Below are 25,715 nucleotides of genomic sequence, written 5' to 3'. Positions count from 1 at the left end.
TGTGAGGTTTACTTTCTATAACCTACAGATGAAAAGAAGTTTTAGATGATGCCCGAAATATCTCTCTTAACCTCCATCAAAAAGGGAAACTATTTAACATTTTAATTGTAGGTAATTGACGAAGTAAATGATAGTTAGATCGTACTTAAATGCTTCCTCCTTCCTTCTTCCTTCTTCCTTCTTTCAAATACTATTACATCATTTTCTTGATAACTTAATTCCCATTCTTGGTTATTTTGGAGATTTTTAGAAAGGATAATACCTGCCTCCTCAGTATCTGGCCAAGGATGACGTAAATTCAGAACTACATAATCAAATTCATCTAAATTATCTGGCTTTGTTTGATTTAATAATTTTACTGTTGAACGATGAGTAAAATGGGGTGCTAATCTATTATCTGTAAGTACCCCTCCTTCAGTTTTGACATAAGTAATTGCATTCTTTGTGGCTTGCCAAGTATCCAAACTCTGCCAATATAAAAATAAATCTGCTACATTCCCTAGCAATAAAAACATTAAAACAGACCACAAAATAATCATTTTAGGAGCTTGAAAATTTGGTACTGATAATCTCAGATTAAACTTAGGAATTTCTAACTCTCTTTTCCCAGATAAATTTAATGAAATATCATTTTCTTCAGCTTTTGAAGCTGCTGCTAAACAAGAAATTACTGCTAATAATAAAAAAGCGATCGCTGGCAAGGAATATTGATAATTTAAACTTCTTTGAAATGAGACTTCAGACAACACATTCAACACAATTGTGGGAATAGTTGGAATCAGAGGGATAAGATGAGGCAAAATAGTCTGATTTGTCTGAAGTAGAGGAAATATTCCCCAAATTACAGGTAAAAATAATAGACAAATATATTTGATAGTCTCAAAAGATAATATCTTCCCTAACACTACCCCTGGTTGTAGCAAAATATTAATCATAATTCCCACAACAGAATCTCCCAGATAACTATAACGCCCTACTCCAGCTACCTCTTCACCACTGAAAAAAGGAATAATTCCTTGAGTGACAACCACAAACCAAAAAATACCTAAACAAAGAGCAACTAAACCACAAAACTTCTGCCTTTCAAAAGTTAGTAACCAAACACCCATAAAAACTACAGTTAATGATAAAACTGCCTTGCAACCTAACACCCAAATAATTGCCAGACAAAACCAGAAAATACGTTGCAGTCTAGCAGCTAAAATTGCTCCTAAAATAGCAGGCAACGCCATAACTTCCGGATGAAAATCAAATAAATTGATATTAAAAATTACTGGGTAAAGGAGATAGGAAATGGCGATCGCTACTGCTTGTCCTTGATTTAACCCTGCCTGTTTGGCCAGACACCAAGTCGGCCAAGCTCCCAAGGCCAAACATATAGCTTGTACCAAAAGTAGCCAGTGTACATTAGGATAAATCAGATACAATAATCCCAGAGGATAGACTGCCCAAGCAGCATGATTTCCCAGATGGTGATACCCCAAAAAAGAAGAAATGGAAGATTTTCCTTGGCTAATCAAATATACAACTTGGTCATAAATACCCAAGTCAAATCCTGTAGAGTAGAACAAAGCATGGCGTAAGCTACTACAGATAAATAGAACTAATGCTGCTATAATTATTGTCCTACTCACAACAGGTGGTGGAAAAAGCGTCATATTTTATATTTTTAAATCTTATTTTTTGGCTCTTTTTCAACAAGTATTACTATAATTTTTTCACTCATTTTCTGACTACCTTAGTTGAGATTTTTCACGAAGCTACAATACTCAGAAAGCGTTGAATTACAATTTTCAAACTTCTTAATCCCTTCTGCAATTGATGTCGGAGTTATTTTTTGTTCTAATTTTCTAGGGTTTCTGACAATACGACCTGCTTTGATATTCTCTTTAGAATCACCTATTCCAGGTCTTCCTGTTTTATTCGTTACTTTGTATTCCTCCGAAAATTCTGATTGTGTTCTAAGGACTTTTTTTAAAGCATCAAAAACTAAGTCTGTCTGATTCAGTAGTTGATCGTAGGAAATTATCAAAGTACGTTCTTTGCTATTGATTAACTTTGCATATCTTTCTAAAGTTGATAAGCGATTTAAATAATAAGTTAATGCTTTTTCTTCACTCCAGTGTGGCTTGAGATCGAGAATACTAGATATTGTTCTCTCTGGATCTCTGATGAGAAATATACTATATAAATTTTCCGAAGTTAACAATTTTTCATCTAAAAAAATCTTATTGTGTAAAGCTTTATCGAGAATATATTTATGATTCATTCTCAATTTTTTTAAGTCTTGCCACCTGCGAATATTTTGAGTTTTATGATGGACTTTAAATACTAATTTATTCAAATCAAATTCAGAGGCATATTGAATGTGAGTTTCACCATATCCTAAGATTTCTGTATGAGAACTTAATATATTAGCTAGTAATGAAGAACCAGAACGCATATGGCTGAGAATAAAAATGAACTTGTATGGTTCCGTTCTGAACATTGCTCGGTATGGATCTTCAACTTGGTTGATTCTCAAGTCATAATACTTATGAATCATATCATTTTTAATAAGTCGGATAGATTGACGTATTTCCTTAATTAAATTATTCATATTTCACAGTAATAATTTTTTGCTCTATAATAGCTTATTTAGAAAAAGCTGCCAAGCATTAGTAAGTTTTTTTTATATCAGTTTTGATTTTTATATTATATCTAGTATATTAGCTTGATACTATCAGGAAATCTTGAAACAGGACTCCCGCTATAATCTATGATTATAGCGGCGAGACGGGACGTATAAACTGCTAGGGAAAGCCACGCTAGACAGCCACAATGCGAATTTAAATCAGCAAATTAATTGAGCGGTAGCGAATCAATCATAGTTATTAATGTTTTATTTTCAACCTTTGATTACTTTAACTTACCTGTACAAAACTTTTGTCAACTAAACAGCAAGAAATAGATATTAATCATATTCTTAAACAAACTCTCTTCTCTGTTTGCGCAGCATTTCGCAGTAATAGAAAACATAATTGCAGTAATTGTGGGGGTACAACTCAACTTGTTTGATTTATTGCCTAGTTAAGAATTTATATTTAGCTGGCGCACAACTTTCCTAAGGTCATGAAGGGCGCAAACGTTAACGCTCCGCGACATGTTTGCGCAGCATTCCGCACCGAAAACTCCTAGCGTTGCGTCAGCACTCGCAAGAATCTCCCATTATAATCTTTAGATTTATACGGTAAGAGTGTCAATAGCTTAATACTATTGCATTGGGAAAATTTCATAGCGGGACTTTGATATTTTTGACGGTGAAAATGGCTTCAAACTCAACGGTAGCAAGGAAAATACGAAACTCAGGCTAAAAATTGCTCTTTGCGTAGCATGACCCAGGAAAACCTAGATATATCAAAAAATCGGCTATTTTGACGTTAAAGTATTACACAGTAAGGCTTTCAGACTTTTTTTTAAGGCGTTTTTTGCTAAAGTCCCGATAGTAAAAAAAAATTCAGAAACAGGAATATCCAGAGAAAAGTACATGTAATGCTGGATTAATCTGGGATAATTTTGCTGACAAATTATCATTTCTCTTTTGTATATTAAAAATCTGAATAACTAAAATCTATTACTCTGGCAACCTTGCTCTTAACACAAAATAACCAATGAATCGTATAGTGGAATTGTGGACAAATTTCTCAAAAAAATATGAAAGCAATTACAATCTTGGGATCTACAGGGTCTATTGGTACTCAAACCTTAGATATTGTTACTCAAAACCCAGATAAGTTTCGAGTTATTGGGTTAGCTGCTGGAAGCAACGTAGAAATGTTAGCCCAACAAGTACGACAGTTCCGCCCTGAAATTGTTGCTATTAACAATGAGTCCCAATTTACAGAGTTAAAAGAGGCCATTGCTGACCTGACACCTCAACCCATATTGCTTGCAGGCCAAGATGGTGTCATTGAAGTTGCTAAATATGGTGACTCAGAAGCTGTAGTAACGGGTATTGTCGGTTGTGCTGGTTTATTACCTACTATTGCCGCTATTGAGGCCCGAAAAGATATTGCTTTGGCAAATAAAGAAACACTTATCGCAGCAGGCCCAGTTGTTAATCCTTTAATTGAAGAACACGGAGTAAAATTGTTGCCTGCCGACTCAGAACATTCAGCAATTTTTCAATGTCTTCAAGGTGTACCTAAAGAGGGTTTACGTAGAATTATTTTAACTGCTTCTGGTGGTGCTTTTCGAGACTGGCCAATTGAGAAGTTATCAAGCGTAAAAGTGGCAGATGCTATTAAACATCCTAACTGGTCAATGGGTCGTAAAATTACCGTGGATTCTGCCACGATGATGAATAAAGGTTTGGAAGTTATTGAAGCTCATTATTTGTTTGGATTAGATTATGAAAATATTGATATAGTGATTCATCCTCAGAGTATAATTCACTCTTTAATTGAGTTACAAGATACTTCTGTTTTAGCTCAGTTGGGTTGGCCAGATATGCGTTTGCCTCTACTTTACGCTTTATCTTGGCCGGAAAGGATTTATACTGATTGGAAACAATTAGATTTAGTTAAAGCTGGTAGTTTGACTTTTAAGGAACCCGATAATTTGAAATATCCTTGTATTCAATTGGCTTATACTGCAGGTCGTATAGGTGGTTCAATGCCGGCGGCTTTGAATGCAGCAAATGAACAGGCTGTGGCATTATTTTTAGAAGAAAAAATTCCTTTTTTGGATATTCCTAAGTTGATTGAATATGTATGTGAAAAGCATAAGTCAGATTGTCATAAAAATCCCAGTTTAGATGATATTTTAGCTACAGATAAATGGGCAAGAAAAGAAGCTGTAGCTGGAAGCTTGATAGTAGCTAATCCTCTAAAAAATGTATTAGTTAATGTTGAAGAAAAGCTAGCAAATGCAGAAGAAAAAAAAACGAATATGATGCATCTACAGAAATAAAAAGTGAAAATGACAACCTAGGATTTAATGATTTTTATAAAAAGGGATTAGCAGAATATCAGCAACAAAATTATCAATTAGCTTTGGCAGAATTTAATCATGCAATAGAGATAGATAACCGTAACTCAGATGCTTATATTTATAGAGGTGATGTGAAAGAAAAATTAGAAGATTATCAAGGAGCAATTGATGACTATAACCAGGCAATTAAATTAGATACGACTCATCCAAAAGCTTATTATCGACGGGGAAATGTATTGCGAAAAGTAGGAGATAATTGGGGGGCGATCGCTGATTATAATCAAGCAATTAGACTAAATCCAAATTATACATCTGCCAAACATCGTAGTTATGTTCATGTTGATACAGGATCTACAGAAACATTTATACAAGAGTGAGTCGATAACATCATTTTTTTGAAATAGCAAATAATGATTAATTCAATCATTATTGATATAGGCGAAATTTAAAGTGAAAAAAAATTAATTAACTCAAATAATTTTCCCTAAAATTTATTTGGGTATCTTCATAATTAAAGCCTAATTGACAGAATATTGTTTAAATAATTAATTACTGCAATTAAAAAAGTAAGTTATTAAATTCCTTAAAAACAATTATGAAAAATGAATAATTATCACAGGTAAACTCTTTCCTTTATTTACAAAAATATAAGGAAAAAATTACTACTTTCGACTTTTGAATTTTGAATTGCACATACAATTATGTATAACATATCTGAAAACATAACCACAGTAATAGTAGCTTTAATAACTCTGGGAATTCTTGGCTGGGGATATTACAGAGCAAGACCTTATGGTAGAGTAGGCATTCTCGCCTGGTTACAATCAGTAGTATTAATGGCACCTTGGCTACTATTTTTTGCTCTATTTGCTGCCGGAATTTATCTTAACTTAGTATTTGTCCTATTTTTGCTCGTAGCTTGTACAGGATTATATATATACTTGGGACGACAACTACGAACAATAGCAACTAAAGACCCAGAAAACCAACCCAGTCTCAAAACCATCGGCGACTCACAACTATCTAGCAATGAAGAAGAAACTCAATCAACCCAGGATAAAATAGCAAACACAGAACCACAAAAAGAACAAACTCCAGAATTTATCCCTATCCCTAGTGAAGACCTCCAGAAAATCAAAGATATTTTTGGTATCGATACTTTCTTCACCACCGAAACTATTCCTTATCAAGAAGGAGCTATTTTCAAAGGTAATTTACGGGGAGATATAGAAAAAGTCCATACCCAATTATCAGTCAGTCTGAAAGAAAAACTGGGCGATCGCTACCGACTATTCCTCATAGAAAGTCCTGAAGCTAAACCAGTAGTCATCATTTTACCAAGCAAAAATGACCCTCAACCTGCTACTACATCCCAAAAAATTCTCGCAGTTGTGCTGGCGATCGCTACTATTGCCACCAGTTTTGAAGCAGGTGGTTTATTATTAGGGTTTGACTTTTTCAACGAACCCGCACGGTATCCAGAAGCATTACCCATTGCACTTGGTCTATGTGCAATTTTAGGTATTCACGAAGTCGCTCATCAAGTCTTAGCAAAACGTCACAATGTCCGCTTTAGTTGGCCATTTTTTCTCCCAGCTTGGCAAATTGGCAGTTTTGGGTCTGTTAACCGTTTCGAGTCAGCAATTCCGAATAGGAAGGTGCTTTTTGATGTAGCTTTTGCCGGGCCCGCTGCTGGAGGAATACTTTCTTTGGCAATGCTATTGGTGGGTTTGTTGCTTTCCCAAGAAGGTAGTATGTTTCAGATGCCATCCGAGTTTTTCAGAGCTTCTGTTTTAGTGGGAACTTTAGCACGGGCGATCTTAGGTTCGGCGGTAAATCAAAATATAGTAGATATTCACCCTCTAGCAATTATCGGTTGGCTGGGTTTAGTAATTACAGCGCTAAATCTTATGCCTGCGGGTCAGTTGGATGGGGGTAGAATTATTCAGGCAATTTATGCTCGGAAAGTTGCAGGTAGAGCAACATTTTTCACTTTTGTAGTTTTGGTCATTGCTTCTCTGGTTAATCCTTTAGCATTATATTGGGCGATTATTATTTTGGTATTACAGCGAAATTTGGAACGTCCTTGTTTAAATGAATTAATAGAACCTGACGATCTACGAGCTACTTTGTGTTTGTTAGCTTTGTTTGTGGCGATCGCTACTTTATTTCCTTTAACTCCTGGTTTAGCTGGTCGGTTGGGTATAGGTGGTTAAGTGAAAGTCAGAAGTTAGAAGTCAGAACTCAGAAGTTAAAAGTTATCTCTGACTAACTGTGAGCTGCTTGGTGCCGGTCCACTCACAGGAGTCAGCATTCCTATGGCTCCGAAACCTCGCCGGGGTCTGACCTCTACTTCTAAGATTAAAATCAGATTTTTCCTGATCGATCTATACTTCCTTACTTAGTAGAAAATTACCAACCTTTTCATTTTATAAGGCTCCTGAAAAATCGCGAGTCAAAGGAATTTTGGTTGCATCCTCACAATTTTTGTGATATCTTAATAAACTATAAGTGGTTGTTCGCCTATACACATGACTTTTTATTCAACCAAGCTTCTAAACTAAGAGACAATCAAAATATTCAGGATTTTTTTCCAGGAGCAATACCAGAAAGATTTTCATTGTGTAAAGCTCCTGAAAATATTTGTTTTTCCCCGACCGAATCTTTCCATCCATAGCTCTTCAGTAAAAAATAACCAATATTTATTATCATTTTATCAGGCTTCCAAAAACGCGGGTCAAAGGAATGTTGGTTGCATCCTTACAATTTGTATGATATCTTAATAAACTATAAGGGGTTGTTCGGCTATACGCATGACTTTTTATTCAACTAAAATAGTTGATAGTGAGGGTGATCACCAATGTTGTAGATAAGTTAAACTTAAACGGAGAGGGTGGGATTCGAACCCACGGAAAGTCACCCTTCAACGAATTTCGAGTTCGCCGCATTCGACCACTCTGCCACCTCTCCATAAAAAATCAAAATTTAAAAGTCAAAAGTCAAAAGTCAAAAATGATAATTAAATTTCGATCTTCAGAAAATACACATTTTTATATTATATAGCAAATCTGAATTGATTTGTAAAAAATCCCGAATCCATAGCACTACGCAAACAGAGCGCGGGTATTTCTCCACTCCCCTACTCCCCTACTCCCCTACTCACTTCAGTATCTGTGTATCCGTGCCATAATCAGTGTGAGCCACTCCCCCACTCCCCTACTGCCTACTGCCCACTGCCTCATCAAAGTAGAGAACTATCAACCTTATCCGATTCTAAAGTAGTTTGAAAGCCCGTAGCAGGAGTCCATTGAATCGCACCATCACGACCAGTCCAAAATAGAAGAATATTATTTTCCTGGCAAAGTTCCACCATATCTGGATGGACAGAATTAGACGAAGCGATCGCTACTTTTGGCCGAATAATATTTAACAATTCCGGATTTAACTTGTTCCCAGACCACCAAAGCACCTGAGTCTGCGGAAAACTTCTTGCTGCTAGTAACCGACTCTGTTCAGGCAATTTCACATCTCCCAATAATAACCACTTTTGGCCATGAATCATAAATTCCACGATTGGGGTCTCAGAATTAATTAACTTCATCTGTATCGAACCCAATTCAATAGTTTGATTATTTACCAAAGTAAAATAATCAGCCCGACTAGCTCCCACAGCATCTAGCACAGGTTGGTTATTAGTTTGATAATTCTTTTGATCATCAGCTTCCACATCATAAAATATCTTCACTCTCAAAGTATTCAAAATATCTGACCAACCACGACTCAAACCTTTTTGAGAATGAAGGGCAATAGACCAATTAATTCTATTAATACCTTGCTGGCGTAAAAATGGTAATACCATAAACCTAGCCGTATTTTCATCCCCAGAATTAATCAAAGTTACTTTCCGTCCATCTTGAATCACAAATACTGGTTCCTGAGATGAATCAAGAATAGTAGCTTGAAACACAGAAGCTCGAGTATACCAAAGAGGAATAATAATGATGGCGATCGCCAAAACCACACCCCACTGCCAAAACTTTAGAGAAAACTTTTTCTTTTTTCTCTGATTCACTTTTGGCGGTCTATTTCTCCACAACCAAATACCACAAATCAACCCATAAAGCACAACCAATTGATAAATTGATATAGCACCCACCGCCACTTGATTTCCTGGCAACGCACTAAAAAAATTTACGATCTCTATTAAAACTCTGACTGGAAAATACAAGATTCCAGCAATAAGACCACCTATATAAGGAGAAATCAAAGCCACGATAGCGCTGATAAAACCACCCAGTGTAATCACCGCAACCAAAGGCGCAGTAATAATATTCACAAAAATAGTATAGGGAGATACAACATGAAAAACATAGAGTAATAGAGGTAAAGTCCAAATAGAAGCAGCGATCGGAATAGCAACTAGAGATGCAATACCAGAAGGCAACCAATCCAAGAGCTTCATTAATGGTGGCGCTGTTACCAACAATCCAAAAGTTGCCAAGAAACTCAACTGAAACCCTAAATCCCAAATCCATAAAGGATTGATTAATAGTAGAAAAGTTGCAGCCACAACTAAAGAAGCTAATGTTTGAACTTGACGTTGGGAAACAATGCCAATCAAAGCAGCTAACCCCATAAATGCTGCTCGTAACACTGAAGGAGAAATACCTGCTAAACCAACATAAATAATTAAAGTTAGGATGCCAAAACCAAATCTTGCTCCGGGAGACAAGCTTTTAGTCAAAGTCAGCACCACACCTAAAATTAACGAAATATGAAAACCTGATGCTGCTAATACATGAGCTAACCCTACTTTGACAAACTTGTCTCGTAATTGATAAGATAAATCTACAGCTCTACGTCCTAATACCATTGCACTCACAAGGGGACCCTCTGGTACGCCCAATGAACTTACATGAGAGCGAATAATTCGTTGTCGTATGCGACTTAATCCCCAAGTATTAGTCCTTTCTTGGTTTGTGATGGTGAGTTTATAACCTGTAATCCCAGCAAAAGCACCTTGTCTAGCCAAGTAAGCACGAAAGTCAAAGCCTCCGGGATTAGTTGTTGGTGATGGTTTGTATAAAGATCCAGTAATTGCTACTGCCTCACCAGGATAGACACCTGTTGCATGTAATAGGGGAACTGTAACATAAAGTTTGCCTGTAACGTCTTGGTGTACATTGGCCGAACCATCAGTACCTACTATTTCACTAACTTGAGTGACATTTAGCCACAGTTGTGCTTTTTGTGAGCGAGTCTTGCGGGGAAGAGAAAGCACTTTTCCACGAACAGTAACTACTTGTTGTTGTTGGGAGTCACGATCAACGGGAATGATTTTACTAACATCATCTATTGATGGTTGGGGTACTCGGACTAAAAAATAAAAACTAGCAACAAAAGCGATCGCTCCAGCAGTTATCCACAACCAATTTGAATTTAGTAGAGATTTTCTTGTTCTTTTTGGGAGTAAATCTGGAAACTGACCATTTCTGAGTAAGTCTTCAGAATTAATTTTTTGCTGAGGAGTTGCTATGATTTTAGTCGATCTTCGTAAGTTTTGTCGGTATCCTTGTTGTACGATAATTGCTAAGACTAAGCCCACAGTTAGCATAACATATATACCCCAAGGAACAATGGTAGATACTAGCCCCAATATGTAAGCTAGGCTGATGACAATCGCTACAGCTTGATTCATATTTCATTGAAGAAGGAAGAAGGAAGAAGGCAGAAGGAAGAAGGCAGAAGGAAAAATTACTTATGGATAGTCAACGAAGGCCACTTCGTGTCTACAAACCCCAAACAATTTTAAGCACCTCCGCTGACGGTGGGGTATTAAACCCGTCACAGAAAATATAAATAATTTAGGGCGTTGCTGATTCTGGGTATGATTTGAGAATTTTGTATTTGGGATTTTTTATTTTGGATGGTTTGAACTACTTGTTAATATTAATTCCCAGATACGGTGTTCCCTATTCCCTATTCCCTATAAACCTACTTTCATACCTTAATCCAGCAATGCCTAATTTAGATAGCTAAACCAAGTCTTAGACCCAACACTGCATGAACAAACATGATACAAAGTGCAATGCTACCAAGGTAAGCGTGAGTAGTACGCAATGCAGCTTGATTTCCACCAAATTTTGTCAGGGAGATCAAGCCATTTGTTGCCAGTAGCGCTAATACTACCGAACCGGTCCAAAAATGAGGGCTTTCAAATATTTGCTGTTCCTGCATCACTAGAGATAATATTCCACCCGTATAACCTAATGCGATAAATAAAAACATAAATGGTGCCATCTTACGATGATTAGAGGCACTTTCAACAGCTATGGTTTCATCAGTAACTACTCGTCTGCGCCATCCAGTAAAACCCACAAAGCTACCCATAACAAATACAACGATCGCCATCATCAATGGATGCCCCCAATGTACAATTGGTTCTGGCGTACCTAAATTGCGGAATATGTCAGCTATTGGTTCTAAATATTCTCTGATTTCCATTTCTTTCTCTGGTGGTAGTTTTTGCTTTCTTGTTCAAAGTTTACAGCAGTTTTCGAGTTGATGAGGTACAAAGTTTTATTGCTCTAGGGAACAGGGAATAGGGAATAGGGAACAGGGAAGACAGGAATAAATAACCTTATAAATGTACCTCACTATCCTCAAAAGTGCTGTAAGTTTATCAAAATTAGGACTTACGCAGTATAGCGCTGTGCGCAGGCAACAGGCAACAGGCAATAGGCAATAGGAGGGAAAAAAATGCCATTGAAGAAGGAGTCAGGAGTCAGTCCTCAGGAGTCAGGAGGGAAAATTGCATGGGGATTCGCTCCCACAAACAATTTTGAGCACCGTCTAGACGGTGGGGTATTAAACCCATAAGGGAAATGATAATATAATAAGATTTTAGCGATTTGACACCTCCTGCAATTTGCAAATACACCAGCGTACACTGCTATAATTGGGTCGCGCAACCCCGCCTTTTCAGACTAAATGATTTTGGAGGCTTGCTCAAATCCCCCACTTCCCCTCCTGGGAGGGGGAGGGGCGAGGGGTGGGTTTACTTTTGACTTTTGACTTTTGAATTATGACTTCATTAAGCTGCTGCTTTAACCTGACCTTCTGGGTTAGGTTTTAGCAATGGAAAGTTAAGACTTTCCCGTTGTTTTAAGTAAAGTTGACCGACTTTGCGTGCTAGATTACGAATTCTGCCAATGTAACGAGTGCGTTCGGTGACAGAAATTACCCCTCTAGCATCAAGTAAGTTAAAACTATGAGAACATTTGAGGACGTAATCAAGACTTGGTAAGACTAATCCTTGTTTTGTTAGTTGTTCGGCTTCTTTTTCATACAGACCAAAGAGGGTAAATAAAAACTCAGGATTAGATGCCTCAAAATTATAGGTACATTGTTCAATTTCTCCTTGAAGATAAACGTCTCCATAAGTGATTTTATCAGTCCAAGCTATTTTAGTAATCGCATCCACTTCTTGGAGATACATGGCAAGGCGTTCTAAACCATAAGTAATTTCGATGCACACTGGTCGGCAATCTATACTACCACATTGTTGAAAGTAGGTAAACTGCGTAATTTCCATGCCATCAAGCCAAACCTCCCAACCTACTCCCCAAGCTCCTAGAGTGGGAGATTCCCAGTTGTCTTCTACGAAACGAATATCGTGGTCTTCTGGGCGAATACCCAGAGCGCGGAGGGAGTCTAGATAAACATCCTGAATGTTATTAGGAGAAGGTTTGATCAGGACTTGATATTGGTAGTAGTGTTGGAAGCGGTTGGGGTTTTCTCCGTAACGCCCATCAGTAGGACGACGACAGGGTTCGACATAAGCAACTGACCAAGGTTCAGGACCGATCGCCCGCAGAAATGTATGGGGATTCATTGTACCTGCTCCTTTTTCAGTATCATAAGGTTGAGCGATGAGACAGCCGCGATCGCTCCAGAACTGATTTAAGGTGGCTATGACTGATTGGAAATTCACAGACTTTTCTTTTATTTTGAGTTTCTTTGAAATCAGAGAGTTTTTAACATTTTGGGAGCAAACACTCTTGTTATTTTCCCAATTTATACCTTTTTCTAACATAGAATAATTACCTTGTCAACTCCCAAAAAACCGATTTTTTACTATAGTTTAATTGGAAATCAAAATAGGTAATTAATATTGTCGTTAATTATAGCAGGGAACAGATTGAAAAACATTTACCTATCTCAAGGGCATTATCAGTATAGAACCTAAACTATCTTTCTATTGCTATAGTTAAGTCATTATTTCCTTTCTGTAAAAATTATTTCAACTTGTCAATTGAACATGATATTACTTGATGTTCTTTGAAAAAGATATCATTTATAATCAGGCTCGTAGTAGAGCTTTAGTCCTCATATAAGTATTGCAAGGGTTAGAGCAAAACTACAAACAAAAACTTGATTATAAGTAATTAAGTAGAGCAAGCTAAAAAAAAGACGTTGCATATTTAGCCACAAAACGCTTCAAGTCACTGATGTAACTAACTTTTGAATTAATTTACAATTTGATACATAACGCACAAGAATTACCACGCTCTTCTTGAATGGCAATATCCTAATTGAAGAAGGAGACAGGAGACAGGAGACAGGAGACAGGAGGAAAATTACATGGGGATTCGCTCCCCCAAGTAATTTTGAACACCCCCGTTGACGGTGGGGTATTACACCCACAAAGAAAATGATAATTACCACATCATAAACCATATAGCAGTGGAAGGAAAGGGTGCGGACATATCAAAAGCTTAAAACTCAAACAACGTCAGATTTTTCGGTCTTTCCTTCTCTCCTAGATAACTAAAGGCATTCTTCCTCCTGCAAAGCGGTTGCATAATTAAACGGGATTAATATTAGAACTAAAAGTTGAACGTCTTACCTTACCTAAAGCGATCGTGACATCCACAAGCATATTCATTGCTACGTCTTTACCAGGACAGATGCGTCCAGCACTACGATCGCCTACAGAATGGAAACCCATGTGGTAAGGGCAAAGATTTTCTCGGTTGGCATCAAATTGATAGGTTGTCGGACCCCAAAAGTTCTCGTCTAATAATCCTAAACTCATAGGAATCAATATTTTTGTACCAGTAGGAAAAGTTCGATATCTGCCAGCTATTGTCACTGTAAAAGCATCAGTTGCTATTTTATGGGAGGCGCTAACGGGTGCCCAGAGACGGGAACATTCTAAGAGATATAGTCGCACCGACTCTCGGTTGTCGAGGTCAAGTTCATCCCAATAATGAGTAGGGTTAATTTCAGATGTATTTTGTCCTTTGTAAGCGGGAAGAGGTTGATCGCCCATAGCAGTTTGACCAAGATGTAGAGGACCTTGTAAAGCTGCTATACTCATAATAGATGTCATCAGTTTGGCTAATTCTCGTCTTGTCATGCCATTATACTGATCGCTCTGTTCGTTAAAGTTGGCTAAGACAGGAGAATTTTCATATATGGTTGCTGCTTGCTCGATGGACTCTGAAATTTTTCCATGCCTAAATATGTTTAACTCTTCTAAGATAGTACTAACACCTGCAAAGTAGCGCAGTGTACCCTGGCGTGTATAGTGTAAATCTGTGAGTAAGTCCATCGTAACCCGATCGTTAGGGTCTAGCTTAAATAAAACATAGTGAAGATATTCAATCAGAAACCGTTTCCAACCCCGCTTATCCTCGCTAAAGAAAGCTCCACCAGGACCGTGAGACATATCTATATAATCTGCTGCTAACTTTTCAATAAGTTGTCTGGCGATCGCATCTTGCTGACGTGCTATTGAGGAGTCATTGAGAATATAATCCTGTAAACATCTGCGGAAAGCTTCATGGTCATTACTACCTGTTGCTTCTTGGTCTGAAAGTGCTAGTAGGAAAACATTTCTGCCATCTACATCTTGGTTAGGCAAATGATTTGCTTCTAGTACGGTGGTGCCTAAACGCCATGTTCGAGCTTGTGGAGAAGTCAGTGCTGTTTCTATAGCTTCAAATTCTCCCATTACTACTTGGCCAGCACAACAAAAGTTTGGTCCTAAAACTAGGCGTTTCTGGTCTAGGTATGTAGGAAGATTTGCTGCTAAACCTTCTATGAAGATAATTATTGGTAGCAAGACTTTGCTAAAGATATTTTCTGGATGTTGAAGCGCCCAGATTTGAAAATTATTCAGCCCAATATCTATAAATGATGCTTTATAGGTTGGTTGTTGTCTTGGCGGGGTGGTTGAAGTCATATTGTTTCTCTCTGTTGTTGTTGAAAAAATGGGGGTATAAGTAGTAATAAGTAGTAAACAGTCTAGCATTTGATGCGAATTTTATAACCTACATTTTGCAGATAAAATACAGTACTTATATCATGTCCGCTTGAATACTTACACTTTGGTGGAAGGAAGGCAGAAGGCAGAAGGCAGAAGGGAATATTGGTTCAAAGGGAGAAGGTTTTTTGAGCACGCTATTATCCGGACATGATATTACGACTATATATGGCGCTACGTGCTAGGGAATAGGGAACAGGGAACAGTAGACTGTCAAAGGGTTTTTCCTGCGGAAATGCTCCGCAAACAGGATTGGAAAATGTCCTAACTTGAATGGGTAGTGCTATATAATAGACATCTGGTGAAAAAGATGTAAACTTTTTGTAACAGTAGAGAACAGGGAACAGGGAAGATGTTTTTAGGAAAAAAACACGGAAAATGATTTTGTGAGTAACTTTTACAACCCTAGTTTATAGTAAATAAAGAGCAAGTTTATTTTCTGGAGATGTCTAATAGTTGTAGCAATCTTCACTGTCATCTGATGCGATTGCCTGACTATTAGACCAACCACAAAATAGCTGTCGCTATGCTCCGCCAACGCTTACAAAACTTTACAAACAGTCTCTAACTTTTGGATATAGGATTATAGATGTTCAGCTTTACACACAAAAATGTTGGAGGACTATATGACACCAAATAATGGAGTTCACTCAACTAAAGTGAACCACACAAAAGCTCACCGAAAGTTGATTACAGCTATTATCGCTCTATTTGCTTTCACTTTTGTCCTATTTGGCTTTTCGGGGGTGACTTCCCCAGCGTTTGCTGGGCCAGGCGGAACCTATACAACAGGATGGGTGACACGGTTTAATGTTAGTGACGGAGTGGAAGCAACTCAGTGGTACCAGGAAAAACTTGAGATGATCGTCAATAAGGAAAATTCCGCATTCCCTTATTATGTGCAACTTTTCTATCCAGAACTTCCTGAGACCCAAATTGGCCTGAGTCAAAGTCAACCTGTTCAATCGGGAAAAGCAACTGCTACGATCGCTGTAAATGATATTAAGCGAGCGGTAGATTACCTAGATTATCAAGGGGTTAAAGTTGGGCCACTTTGCAATGCGGGGGACGGTTATACGGTACTCGCCTTCTTTTGCGATCCTGATGGCAATAATTTGGCTCTTCGTGAGGATGGTTTTCCGAATAAATTACCTCCTTGTGAATCGCCTGTATGCAATAATTGCGACTACTAGGGATGTCGATCGTGAATTGCCCTGCAATTATTTTTGATTGACTGCTAGTATCAAGTTCGGATAAATAGTCGATTGTCCGAACTTGATATTAGTAACCGCTAGCTGAAAATCGACATTGCTGAATTAAGGTATGAAAGTAGGTTGATAGGGAATAGGGAACAGTTAATATTAACAAGTAGTTCAAACCATCAAAAATACAAAATATAAAATTATCAAATCATACCCAGAATCAGCAACGCCTGAAAATCAAGTTGAAAATCATATCATGTCCGCTGGTATCGTTTGTGTAAACCCCAGTGTGAATTTTTAGAGGAAATTTAAGTTTTTTTTCAGACTTTTAAGCGTTCCTGCCTCTTCCCTTTTCCTTCTTCCTTTTTCCCTCTTCCCTCTTCCTTCTTCCTTAACAATCAAATCCCACTCCACTCCCTTAAAATTGGTAAAACAAAAGTAATAGGCGCTCTTTCTTCTACTCGTACTCGCGTTGTTGTGGTTGTACCAGCGGTTAATTTTTGTTGGGGTCCTTTTGAAGAAGACCATTGATAACCACTAAAGGTATTGGGGTCTAATTTTAGTTGAGCGATCGCTTCAATCTTCCCCCCACTTTCGCCGATAATATTTTCTACTATTTCGGAATTTCCTACTACAAAGTTTGCACCTTCTTTTGTTACAGGAAAATCAGAGATAGAAATAATTTTGCCAATAATTCCACCAAATCTTTCCCGTTTTACAGTATCGGGAGTGATTAAAATTTCCATCTCTGGTGTGATGCGTTTGCCATCTGAAACAGCAAAATAACTGACTGCTTGTAGTTCTCCTGATTTTCCTTTGATATTAATTTTACCCAGAGTAGTACCTGGATTGACAAATTGTCCGAGAGTAGTTTGTATTTCCAAAATACATCCATCTACAGGACTAAGAATTTTACTATTATCAGTAATTTGTTTTTCTAATTGAGCAATTTCTCGTTTAACTTCTTCCATTTGATTTTTGCGTGTATTAACTGCTTCTAAATTTTCTTGTTCTAAACGTTTTCTCTGAGTATCTAAATCTTGTAAATCTGCTTTTATTTGAGTTATTGTATTCTGATTTTCTAAAAATTTTTGCTTTGTTTCTGTTTCTTGTAATTTTAGTCCTTGTAATTCAGCTTTAATTTCATTAATTCTGTTGGTATTATCTAAAAATCGTTCGTCAGTTTCGGTTGTTTGTAAATCTAATTCTTGGATTTGGGTTTCAATTTCTCTAATAGTATTGAGGTTGTCTAAATATTTTTGATTAACTTCTGCTTTCTGCGCTTTTAATTCTGTTAATTCAGTCTCAATTTCTTTGATATTATTGAGGTTTTGTGCATATTTTTCTATAGCTTCTGTTCGCTCTACTTCTAGTTGCTTTAGCTCTGCTTCTATTTCTGTAATATTTTGCAGATTTTGTTGATATTCTTGTTTGCTTTGTAGTAGAGTATCTTCAGAAATTGCTCCCTGTTCATATAAGTCCTGACGTCTTTTTAGTCTCTCCTCAAAAGTAGGAGTTAACTCTCGTGCATCTTGTAAACGTTGCAGTAGACTTTCTCGTTTCTGTTGTAATGCTACTTCATTTTGATTAAGCAAAATAGGGGTTAAAGCTTTGGCATTTTCTAAACTTTGTTCCAGGGTAACTTTTTTTTCAGTGAGTGCTGCTAGTTGTTTTTCTTGTAACTCAGGAGTTAGTGTTTTAGCATCTTGTAAACGCTGTTGTAAGCTAGTTCGTTGTTTGGCGATCGCTTCTAATTTTTTCTCTTTTAATGCAGGAGTTACTGTTTCTAGGTCTGACAAACGTTTTTCTAAACTCTGACGTTGTTCTCGGATGGCATTTAAAGTATCATTTTGCAGTATTGGCGCTATTGCCTGAGTATCTTTCAAGCGTTGTTCTAAACTGTTTTTTTTTCCTACTAAAGCTTCTATTTCGAGTTGAGTACGTTGATTTTGTAGTTGTTGGGTATCTTGAGCTTGAGTTTGTAGTTGAATTAGTTTATTCTGTTGTAATTCTAATTGTTTTTTGAGCTGAGATGGATCGATAGTTGCCAGTACATAATTTTTTTTTATGCACTGCCCATCTTCTATATTTAAAGATTGTAATCTACCAGTGATCGCTGACTGAAATTCTATTACTTGTCGAGGGCGAATTAATACTCCTTTTCCACTAATAGTAATAGGTATTTTGCCGAAAATACTCCATAATAAACCCAGAATTACTAGACTACCTAATGTTGCTAAAGGTAGCCAATCTTTGAGAGTAACTACTTGCATTAATTGGTCTAGTCGTTCTGGGGAAGAAAGCCGTTCTAAAGATTCTTTGCGGAATATACGGCGCTGTTTTTCAGACATTAATAACTGTAGATTAACTTCCCATGACTTTTTTTACATTAGCTTAGATATGATTCAAGAAGTAAATAAGCAAGAAGAGAAACTCAATAAATCTTCAATTATTTATTTGTAATTAAATTTTGACTTCTTAAAAGTGTTTCTGTCATGGTTGCCAATTTCTGCAAACTAGCTCCTAATTCATCAGCACGTTGTTGATGTTTTTTCTTACGCATTAGGGCGGCACGAGCTAAATCTTCCCGGTCTTGTTTTACTGCGGCCTCTGCTACTTTTTGCCAGGTATTTATTTCCTGTTTAACTTGTTTATATTCTGGTTGAATATTTTCCCAAGCTATTTTTATATCTGCTAAAGCTTTGTTGACTAATTCGGCAGTATCTACGTCAGTTTTTACTCCTAAAATTGCTTGCTTAATTGGTTCTGAAAATTGCTCAACATTAATGTGATAAAGCAGAGGAATAAAGTTTTTTACCTGTTGACTTTGACTAACTCCAGTTATGCACCAAGTAGCAAAATGTTCACAATTATTTTTAATAATATTATATTTTCTTTCTCCTAATCTACTTTCTGCTCTTTGAATGACTGTATCAGCAATATAACGAACTGGGTAACGTTTTACATAAACTTTTCTTCTATCAGTAAAATATTCTTTAGAAGTTCTTTCAATAGTTTCTGTACCCTTACGATAATGAATAACTGTTCCATCACCACAGTCAATGCCATGATGTTCGTAAACACCATCTATATTTAGAAACTCTCTAAGAGTATATATTTGCTCTCCTCTTGCCATATTATTTTTCAAGTTTTACTTAATTTAACTAGCTATCAGCTATCAGCTATTAGCTGTCAGCTATTAGCTTAAAAAGGTAGTGCATAGATAATGGTATCTGTTTGCGGAGTAGTCCGTTAGGAAAAGCTTGGTTCAACAATTAATAATTAATAATTACCTTTGCTTGAAAACGAATAGGATTGACGCGGTAGGGGAAATTAATTCATTGTTTCTCCTTTAAATAAAGGAGAGGATTTTTACCTTAATTATTCGGTAAAATATCCCCGACGCGTGAGCAAGTCGTTTAATTTTAGGAGGGGTTGTTCATACCATTTTCGTTCTGGAATACTTTTTAACCTAATTCTATTTTAATCTGATTGAGACAAGTTTTACACAAACTAAAACCACTAATCCTAAAGCTAAAATTCCAGCAGTAACTGCAATGACTGGCATATCTAAATGACGAATTACAATGGCTATAAATGCCCAAACAAATACCAAAGGATAAGCAATATCTTGTTTTTGTATATTAATAATTGCTGCAATAATTGCTCCAATTATCAACATAATTATTGTCCAAAATATGGCAACTTGCCCTATACTATTCCAACCTAAGTAATGTAGGGCGCTTGCTATATTCACAATTGTTGCCACACTAATCCAAGCAAAATATATACTTATCGGATGATGAACTAACCATTTATCTTTTTTGGGCACTCTTTCATAACTAATTCCTAAACTTAGATATAAGCAAATTAAACAACCTAAAATTCCTAACATTGCCAAAACTGAAAAAGTAAATAATTGATATTGAAATAAAAATACCCAGATAATTTGTGCCAGACTCGCACCCACTAAAAAATATCCACATCTCTGTAAAATAGGATTTTCTCTTTGTACTGGTAATACTTGATAAATTCCAAAACTAATTAAACCTAAATAAATTAATCCCCAAATTGCAAAAGCATAACTAGCCGGAATAATCAAAACATCCTCAAATACAGTGTTAGAAATTTCACCAATAGTTTTGCCACCAGGAGGAGCAAGATTAACATAAACATTCAGAAAAAAAGCAGCAATAATTCCTATTAAATTAGCCCACTGTCGAATAATGTTTGAATTAAATTTGTTAGTATTAGTTTCCATAATTGTCTTTACTCTTATTAATAAATCCGATTAAGCCAAATTATAACTTAGCCCGGAAGTTGTTACCTCTACAACTCACCGGGCTACTTGATTTAAATAATTAGTTAATCTTAATCAAATTATAACATTTATATTTGTAGAATTAATCTCTAATTACTTCTAGTCCACAAGCTTCTGCCAGTTGTTGTGCTATGCTCTTATATTTTCGAGGTGGAGTGTGAGTATCTAAATCTAAATTAAAACCTTCTATAACACGCTGAATTAATTTTGAACGCCATATAGCTTCTATTTCATAATCAGAACTTAGACGGCCTTCAGATAATGCTAACCTCAATTTATCTAATATTTGAAATTGTCCCACTAAAATTGCTGCTTTAGTAACATCATTAGAATCAGTATCAAGAGCATCTAGTTGTCTACTAACTCGATTCCATTCACAATCAATTATCTCGATCAAAACTGCAGCAAGTTTAGCATTACGTTGCTGTGTCAATATCTGAAATTCGTTGTTAGTCATCATTATTAACTCCTAAATATATGATTATCGACTATCTAATTTTATATATCACATCTACATTGTTGACTCCCATGAATATAATCTTAAATTTTGAATAATTTATTTCCTATATGGCCTCTTGATTTGATTTCAGATAATCAGTTAATAAATAGACATCTCCAGAAAAGAGGCAGTAGGGACGTTGCATGCAACGTCCCTACTATGTAGGGGGAAATAATTGATAATTTATGGATAATAATTGATTTTATTTTGGATTTTTACCAGATGTATTATTAATAAATAATGAATGGCTTATTTTTACATATTTCATAAATCGCTGATGATTAAGCTAATTTTTTTACAAAGGAAAAACAAGGTAAATTTTCAATACTATATGAACTATTTGTTATTCAAAAATGAAGATTTATTTACAGTTGTGTGGAACACTTAACCTCAAGATATACGAAATTAAAAACAAAGGAATGTTCAAATTTTTGCACCAACTATTAAGAGCGAAAAAGACACAGTTAACATCAAACAGAAGTAGATAACAAAAGGAGGAAAAAAGATTTAATTTTGACTTTTGCAATAGGTATAGTCAAGAATCAAGGTAGAAATAAACTTTCCTGAATTTTTCTGATCATGACTGATTAACCTGAGTATGATAATCTATCAGCAATAAAATTCTGTTAAAGGAATCTAAATAATGACAAAATTACGAGTAGGTTTATTATTTGGTGGTTGTTCCGGGGAACATGAAGTATCCCTTAATTCGGCAAAAGCGATCGCTACTGCTTTAACTCAAGGTCAAAATACAGACAAATACGAATTAATGCCAATTTACATTCAAAAAGATGGTCGTTGGCAACCAACTGATTTTTCTCAACAAGTTTTGGAGTCTGGCAACCTACCATCATTGCCGCTTACAGATGATAATTCCGAGACTGAAACCACTTCTTCTCTTGCTTCTCAAAGCTCGTCTTACCTCTGGCAAACTCCCCCTCAAGCTGCCCAAGTAGATGTCTGGTTTCCAGTGCTTCACGGCCCCAATGGGGAAGATGGTACCATACAGGGTCTACTGAAATTAATGCAGGTTCCGTTTGTGGGGTCTGGGGTTTTGGGGTCCGCAATGGGTATGGATAAGATCGCGATGAAAATGGCTTTTGCTCAAGCAGGTTTGCCGCAGGTAAAATATCAGGCAGTGACGCGATCGCAGATTTGGTCTAATCCTTGTGTGTTTCCCAAATTGTGTGATGATATTGAGGCAGCTTTAGGATATCCCTGTTTTGTTAAACCTGCTAATTTAGGATCATCAGTGGGTATTGCTAAGGTGCGGTTGCGCTCAGAGTTGGAAACTGCTTTGGATAATGCTGCTAGTTATGACCGTCGAATTATTGTTGAAGCGGGTGTAGAAGCTAGAGAGCTAGAATGTGCGGTGTTAGGAAATGATTTGCCCAAAGCTTCTGTAGTGGGAGAGATTACTTTTGAGAGTGATTTTTATGATTATGAAACTAAGTATACAGAAGGAAAAGCGGAGTTATTTATTCCAGCGCGAGTCAGTGAAGCGATCACTACTCAAATTCAAGAAATGGCAACTCAAGCATTTTTAGCTGTGGATGCTGCAGGTTTAGGTAGGGTAGATTTTTTCTATGTAGAGAAAACAGGGGAAATTTTTATTAATGAAATTAATACGATGCCTGGTTTTACTGCGACCAGTATGTATCCTATGCTCTGGGAAGCTAGTGGAATTCCTTTTTCTGAATTAGTAGACTGTTTAATTCAATTAGCTTTAGAAAGACATTCTCATTGAAGAAGGAGTCAGGAGGACCGAGTCAGGAGGGAAAATTGCATGGGGATAGTCTTCGACAAGCCGCTCCGCGTCTACTAACCCCAAACAATTTTGACCACCCCCGTTGACAGTGGGGTATTAAACCCGTAAAAGAAAAGATAATTAATATTTTGATGTAGGTTGGGTAGAGCGACAGCAAAACCCAACATTTATCTTTTTTGTCAATCTTAAGTAGACAGTAGTATAATTCATATTAAATAAGTTGACATATACAACCCAGGAATCATTAATTATGGATAGAGAAAAAGAAGCGATCGCTTTACCAAAAAGAACTCAAAAATTTCGGACAAGATTATTTCCTGGAAAGACATTACCTTCTCAAGAAATAGCAAAACACAAAGCTATCAAAGCAGAATTTAGCGCCCGCTGCAGACCAGTCTTTGAAAAACTTCGTCCTCAATTAATTGATAAATATTACAACTATTTTATTGCTGTCGATCCAGAAAGTGAAAAATATATCATCGACTCATCTCTAGAAAGTTTAGTTCAAAAAATCCGCACCCTTTACCCAGATGGTACAGTCAAAGTCGCTATTTATCGACTTAATGAAACAGGAGTTTGTGGCAGAATATAATGTTTGGTAAATTTGGAGATAACGGCGAATTATTTTTTGAAATAGAATTAGTTCTAATAATTAATATTTTGAATATTTTGATGTAGGTTGGGTTGAGCGCCAGCAAAACCCAACATTTAGTTATAAATATCTTTCCCCATCTAAATTTCAAGAAACTCCTCAATAATTGGTATTAGCAGTTCTTCAAACTTAAGAAAGTCACCCTTTTCACGTCTTTTTTGACAGATATATTCACAGAATTCTTCCTTATCAAACTTTTGAATTATACTTTCCTCTCCATAGTCACCTGTTTTTGGACGAGCTTTGTAAAACCTTTTTTCAAACAATTCGACTGGTAAAAGATTTTCAATACCTTTTTTTGCTTTATTATTCTCAGTATTCTCAGGTATACAACGAATTAATATAGAATCAAAATCTTCACGTTTTTTTCCTGTATCACAGTCATAAAGAAGCAATACTTTTCTAGTAAAGTGACTTTGATTATTCACCATAATTTTTTTTGCAGCATTCAAGTTTGTGTCTCCACCATCTTTTCCTTCCTTGCCAATTTCATCAATTTCTAACTGCTCTAATAAATCTTGATGTCCTAACAATTCCAAGGCTGTTTTAATATACGCAACATCTGTTTTTCCTTCTGTTAATACTAAAGGTTTAGAGTCTTCTAAAATCTTTTTTTCAACTGCATCCTCAAAACTCTTTGTCTGAGTATAGAACTCAAAAGATTTTTTAAACTCCTCAAATCTTTCGGTAGTAATTTGTTTACCTGTAGGCATTTCCAAAATCTGAATACCATCAACGCCAAACTCACGCTCCATACCAAGTAGAAAAAGTGGTGAATGTGAAGTGACAATAAATTGTACTTTTGGAAATAATTTAACTAGCTGAGGAAGAACTTTGTATTGTAAATCTGTATGTAGATGAGCATCAATTTCATCTATTAAAATAATTCCCTTAATTTCACTTAGACTAATACTTTTCTTAATATCTGCCATATCTGCATAGCGGATAATTGTAGCAAATAGATTGAAGAGTAAAGCTTGCCCTGCTGAGAGGTGGTTAAGTGATGGAATAATTACTTCATTTCCCAAACTAATTCCAATTCTATATGAACAATTTCGATAGTTCAACACCAATCTAGCTTTTTCATCCTCAAGAACTTCACAAAGTAGTTTCTCAACATTTTCTCGTCCTGCGTTTAAGAACATCTTCTGTTGAATATCAGAGTTTACATTAAAATCGTATTTACCATCTACTAGATATATGCTGTTAAAATCTATATCTACAAGTGAGTCAACTAATACATCCATCAACCACTGCTGATTATTCTTGGCAGATCGTTCAACAATTAATGGTTTTCTAAGTTCTCCTGATATCTTTTCATCGTTGCTAAACAGAGGTCGATCTTCTACTGCTCTATAATTTAACCAATGAGGACGCTCATGGCGAGAGGATGGGAAAAAACAAACTGCTCCAGTTTGGAAAAAAGTTTCAATTTGCTTTTCATCTCCTGTAACTCCTTTATGAAAGGATTCATTAATTGGAATGGAATTTGCTAGCTTAAATCGATTTTTTAGCTTTTTAATGTATTTATTTGGATCGATTTTACCAATTTTTTCTACATAACAAAACTTATTCTCCGCATCAGAGAATTCTAGGAGAATAAGGCTATTTCCAGATAAAAAACGAATATCTCCACGGCTGGTTACTTTGAGAAATGGACTATGGCCAAGCTGCTGTCCTATAGCTATGTCGGGAAACTTCTTCTTTGCTAACTCTGCTAGTGCATCAAGAATATAAGCTAAAAAAATAGTTTTTCCCGTTCCATTTTTACCAACAAGAATTAACGGTTTTGGATTTCCCAAATCATCTAAGCTTAACGAAATATCTAGCTTACTAATTGGTCCGACATTTTCAATAAAACATTCGCGCAGATACATCTGATATATTTAACTTTCAAAGAATTTTGTATCAGATACAATTATAGTAATTTGCTAAATATTTGCCCACTATACTAGAATATAAAGAACTTACG

The 25,715-nt window shown here is 36.3% G+C and carries 19 protein-coding genes and 1 tRNA gene; 7 read left to right on the top strand and 13 right to left on the bottom strand.

Going from position 1 to position 25,715, the window contains the following annotated elements:
- Nucleotides 1-134: 134 nt before the first annotated feature.
- On the bottom strand, nucleotides 135-1,658 hold the full coding sequence (locus F6K18_RS10380; protein ID WP_287520658.1) for a DUF2079 domain-containing protein: 1,524 nt from the start codon (nucleotides 1,656-1,658) through the stop codon (nucleotides 135-137).
- 80 nt (nucleotides 1,659-1,738) lie between these two features.
- The gene (locus F6K18_RS10375; RefSeq protein WP_287520657.1) at nucleotides 1,739-2,599 is read right to left on the bottom strand and encodes a sulfotransferase; all 861 of its coding nucleotides are present in this window, start codon (nucleotides 2,597-2,599) and stop codon (nucleotides 1,739-1,741) included.
- Between the two features lie 1,094 nt (nucleotides 2,600-3,693).
- Between F6K18_RS10375 and dxr the strand changes: the two genes are divergently transcribed.
- From dxr to F6K18_RS10360, 3 genes are all read left to right on the top strand, one after another.
- A complete protein-coding gene (dxr, locus tag F6K18_RS10370; protein ID WP_287520656.1) occupies nucleotides 3,694-4,950 on the top strand; it encodes a 1-deoxy-D-xylulose-5-phosphate reductoisomerase in 1,257 nt (418 codons plus the stop codon).
- Between the two features lie 83 nt (nucleotides 4,951-5,033).
- A complete protein-coding gene (locus F6K18_RS10365) occupies nucleotides 5,034-5,348 on the top strand; it encodes a tetratricopeptide repeat protein (protein ID WP_287520655.1) in 315 nt (104 codons plus the stop codon).
- A 324-nt stretch (nucleotides 5,349-5,672) separates the two neighbouring features.
- On the top strand, nucleotides 5,673-7,187 hold the full coding sequence (locus F6K18_RS10360) for a site-2 protease family protein (RefSeq protein WP_287520654.1): 1,515 nt from the start codon (nucleotides 5,673-5,675) through the stop codon (nucleotides 7,185-7,187).
- A 364-nt stretch (nucleotides 7,188-7,551) separates the two neighbouring features.
- Here F6K18_RS10360 and F6K18_RS10355 read toward each other — a convergent pair whose 3' ends face one another.
- The 5 genes from F6K18_RS10355 to glyQ all read right to left on the bottom strand — a co-directional run bounded on the left by F6K18_RS10355 (nucleotide 7,552) and on the right by glyQ (nucleotide 12,964).
- Complete coding sequence (locus tag F6K18_RS10355) at nucleotides 7,552-7,683, bottom strand: hypothetical protein (RefSeq protein WP_287520653.1); 132 nt, start codon at nucleotides 7,681-7,683, stop codon at nucleotides 7,552-7,554.
- Between the two features lie 173 nt (nucleotides 7,684-7,856).
- Nucleotides 7,857-7,941, bottom strand: a tRNA-Ser gene (locus F6K18_RS10350).
- Nucleotides 7,942-8,212: 271 nt separating this feature from the next.
- Complete coding sequence (locus tag F6K18_RS10345; RefSeq protein ID WP_287520652.1) at nucleotides 8,213-10,669, bottom strand: ComEC/Rec2 family competence protein; 2,457 nt, start codon at nucleotides 10,667-10,669, stop codon at nucleotides 8,213-8,215.
- 329 nt (nucleotides 10,670-10,998) lie between these two features.
- A complete protein-coding gene (locus F6K18_RS10340) occupies nucleotides 10,999-11,475 on the bottom strand; it encodes a DUF4079 domain-containing protein (protein WP_287520651.1) in 477 nt (158 codons plus the stop codon).
- 589 nt (nucleotides 11,476-12,064) lie between these two features.
- Nucleotides 12,065-12,964: a glycine--tRNA ligase subunit alpha gene (gene glyQ, locus F6K18_RS10335; RefSeq protein ID WP_287520650.1), complete on the bottom strand. Its 900-nt coding sequence runs from the start codon at nucleotides 12,962-12,964 to the stop codon at nucleotides 12,065-12,067.
- Nucleotides 12,965-13,565: 601 nt separating this feature from the next.
- On the opposite strand from glyQ, the gene F6K18_RS10330 reads away from it, so the two are divergent.
- Nucleotides 13,566-13,688, top strand: a complete 123-nt coding sequence (locus F6K18_RS10330; RefSeq protein WP_275670256.1) for a hypothetical protein — start codon at nucleotides 13,566-13,568, stop codon at nucleotides 13,686-13,688.
- Between the two features lie 149 nt (nucleotides 13,689-13,837).
- Here F6K18_RS10330 and F6K18_RS10325 read toward each other — a convergent pair whose 3' ends face one another.
- A complete protein-coding gene (locus F6K18_RS10325; RefSeq protein WP_287520649.1) occupies nucleotides 13,838-15,220 on the bottom strand; it encodes a cytochrome 450 in 1,383 nt (460 codons plus the stop codon).
- 707 nt (nucleotides 15,221-15,927) lie between these two features.
- On the opposite strand from F6K18_RS10325, the gene F6K18_RS10320 reads away from it, so the two are divergent.
- Nucleotides 15,928-16,494, top strand: coding sequence for a VOC family protein (locus F6K18_RS10320; protein WP_287520648.1), 567 nt, complete (start codon nucleotides 15,928-15,930; stop codon nucleotides 16,492-16,494).
- A gap of 407 nt (nucleotides 16,495-16,901) precedes the next feature.
- Here F6K18_RS10320 and F6K18_RS10315 read toward each other — a convergent pair whose 3' ends face one another.
- From F6K18_RS10315 to F6K18_RS10300, 4 genes are all read right to left on the bottom strand, one after another.
- Nucleotides 16,902-18,854: an NHLP bacteriocin system secretion protein gene (locus F6K18_RS10315; protein WP_287520646.1), complete on the bottom strand. Its 1,953-nt coding sequence runs from the start codon at nucleotides 18,852-18,854 to the stop codon at nucleotides 16,902-16,904.
- A 98-nt stretch (nucleotides 18,855-18,952) separates the two neighbouring features.
- Nucleotides 18,953-19,639, bottom strand: coding sequence for a lecithin retinol acyltransferase family protein (locus F6K18_RS10310; RefSeq protein WP_287520645.1), 687 nt, complete (start codon nucleotides 19,637-19,639; stop codon nucleotides 18,953-18,955).
- 342 nt (nucleotides 19,640-19,981) lie between these two features.
- On the bottom strand, nucleotides 19,982-20,764 hold the full coding sequence (locus F6K18_RS10305) for a tryptophan-rich sensory protein (RefSeq protein WP_287520643.1): 783 nt from the start codon (nucleotides 20,762-20,764) through the stop codon (nucleotides 19,982-19,984).
- 142 nt (nucleotides 20,765-20,906) lie between these two features.
- Nucleotides 20,907-21,284, bottom strand: coding sequence for a hypothetical protein (locus F6K18_RS10300; protein ID WP_287520642.1), 378 nt, complete (start codon nucleotides 21,282-21,284; stop codon nucleotides 20,907-20,909).
- Between the two features lie 682 nt (nucleotides 21,285-21,966).
- Between F6K18_RS10300 and F6K18_RS10295 the strand changes: the two genes are divergently transcribed.
- Nucleotides 21,967-23,070 carry a D-alanine--D-alanine ligase family protein gene (locus F6K18_RS10295; RefSeq protein WP_287520640.1) on the top strand — a complete coding sequence of 368 codons (1,104 nt, stop codon included), beginning with the start codon at nucleotides 21,967-21,969 and terminating at the stop codon, nucleotides 23,068-23,070.
- 271 nt (nucleotides 23,071-23,341) lie between these two features.
- On the top strand, nucleotides 23,342-23,683 hold the full coding sequence (locus tag F6K18_RS10290; RefSeq protein WP_287520639.1) for a hypothetical protein: 342 nt from the start codon (nucleotides 23,342-23,344) through the stop codon (nucleotides 23,681-23,683).
- A gap of 140 nt (nucleotides 23,684-23,823) precedes the next feature.
- Here the strand turns inward: F6K18_RS10290 and F6K18_RS10285 are convergent, their stop codons facing one another.
- Nucleotides 23,824-25,620 (bottom strand): AAA family ATPase, encoded by a 1,797-nt coding sequence (locus F6K18_RS10285; RefSeq protein WP_287520637.1) that lies wholly within the window; start codon nucleotides 25,618-25,620, stop codon nucleotides 23,824-23,826.
- Nucleotides 25,621-25,715 lie beyond the last annotated feature (95 nt).

Source organism: Okeania sp. SIO2C2 (assembly GCF_010692625.1).
In the GTDB taxonomy this organism is placed as follows: Bacteria; Cyanobacteriota; Cyanobacteriia; order Cyanobacteriales; family Microcoleaceae; genus Okeania; species Okeania hirsuta.
The sequence above is the reverse complement of the archived record's forward strand: the minus strand, read 5'-3'. Positions and strand labels throughout refer to the sequence as shown.

Bases quoted from the DNA above. Each gene is read 5' to 3' on its own strand.
- F6K18_RS10380 (WP_287520658.1), bottom strand. From the start codon at position 1,658: ATGACGCTTTTTCCACCACCTGTTGTGAGTAGGACAATAATTATAGCA.
- F6K18_RS10305 (WP_287520643.1), bottom strand. From the start codon at position 20,764: ATGGAAACTAATACTAACAAATTTAATTCAAACATTATTCGACAGTGG.
- F6K18_RS10290 (WP_287520639.1), top strand. From the start codon at position 23,342: ATGGATAGAGAAAAAGAAGCGATCGCTTTACCAAAAAGAACTCAAAAA.
- F6K18_RS10300 (WP_287520642.1), bottom strand. From the start codon at position 21,284: ATGATGACTAACAACGAATTTCAGATATTGACACAGCAACGTAATGCT.
- F6K18_RS10325 (WP_287520649.1), bottom strand. From the start codon at position 15,220: ATGACTTCAACCACCCCGCCAAGACAACAACCAACCTATAAAGCATCA.
- F6K18_RS10375 (WP_287520657.1), bottom strand. From the start codon at position 2,599: ATGAATAATTTAATTAAGGAAATACGTCAATCTATCCGACTTATTAAA.
- F6K18_RS10355 (WP_287520653.1), bottom strand. From the start codon at position 7,683: ATGATAATAAATATTGGTTATTTTTTACTGAAGAGCTATGGATGGAAA.
- F6K18_RS10360 (WP_287520654.1), top strand. From the start codon at position 5,673: ATGTATAACATATCTGAAAACATAACCACAGTAATAGTAGCTTTAATA.
- F6K18_RS10285 (WP_287520637.1), bottom strand. From the start codon at position 25,620: ATGTATCTGCGCGAATGTTTTATTGAAAATGTCGGACCAATTAGTAAG.
- F6K18_RS10345 (WP_287520652.1), bottom strand. From the start codon at position 10,669: ATGAATCAAGCTGTAGCGATTGTCATCAGCCTAGCTTACATATTGGGG.
- F6K18_RS10320 (WP_287520648.1), top strand. From the start codon at position 15,928: ATGACACCAAATAATGGAGTTCACTCAACTAAAGTGAACCACACAAAA.
- F6K18_RS10310 (WP_287520645.1), bottom strand. From the start codon at position 19,639: ATGGCAAGAGGAGAGCAAATATATACTCTTAGAGAGTTTCTAAATATA.
- dxr (WP_287520656.1), top strand. From the start codon at position 3,694: ATGAAAGCAATTACAATCTTGGGATCTACAGGGTCTATTGGTACTCAA.
- F6K18_RS10315 (WP_287520646.1), bottom strand. From the start codon at position 18,854: ATGTCTGAAAAACAGCGCCGTATATTCCGCAAAGAATCTTTAGAACGG.
- F6K18_RS10340 (WP_287520651.1), bottom strand. From the start codon at position 11,475: ATGGAAATCAGAGAATATTTAGAACCAATAGCTGACATATTCCGCAAT.
- F6K18_RS10295 (WP_287520640.1), top strand. From the start codon at position 21,967: ATGACAAAATTACGAGTAGGTTTATTATTTGGTGGTTGTTCCGGGGAA.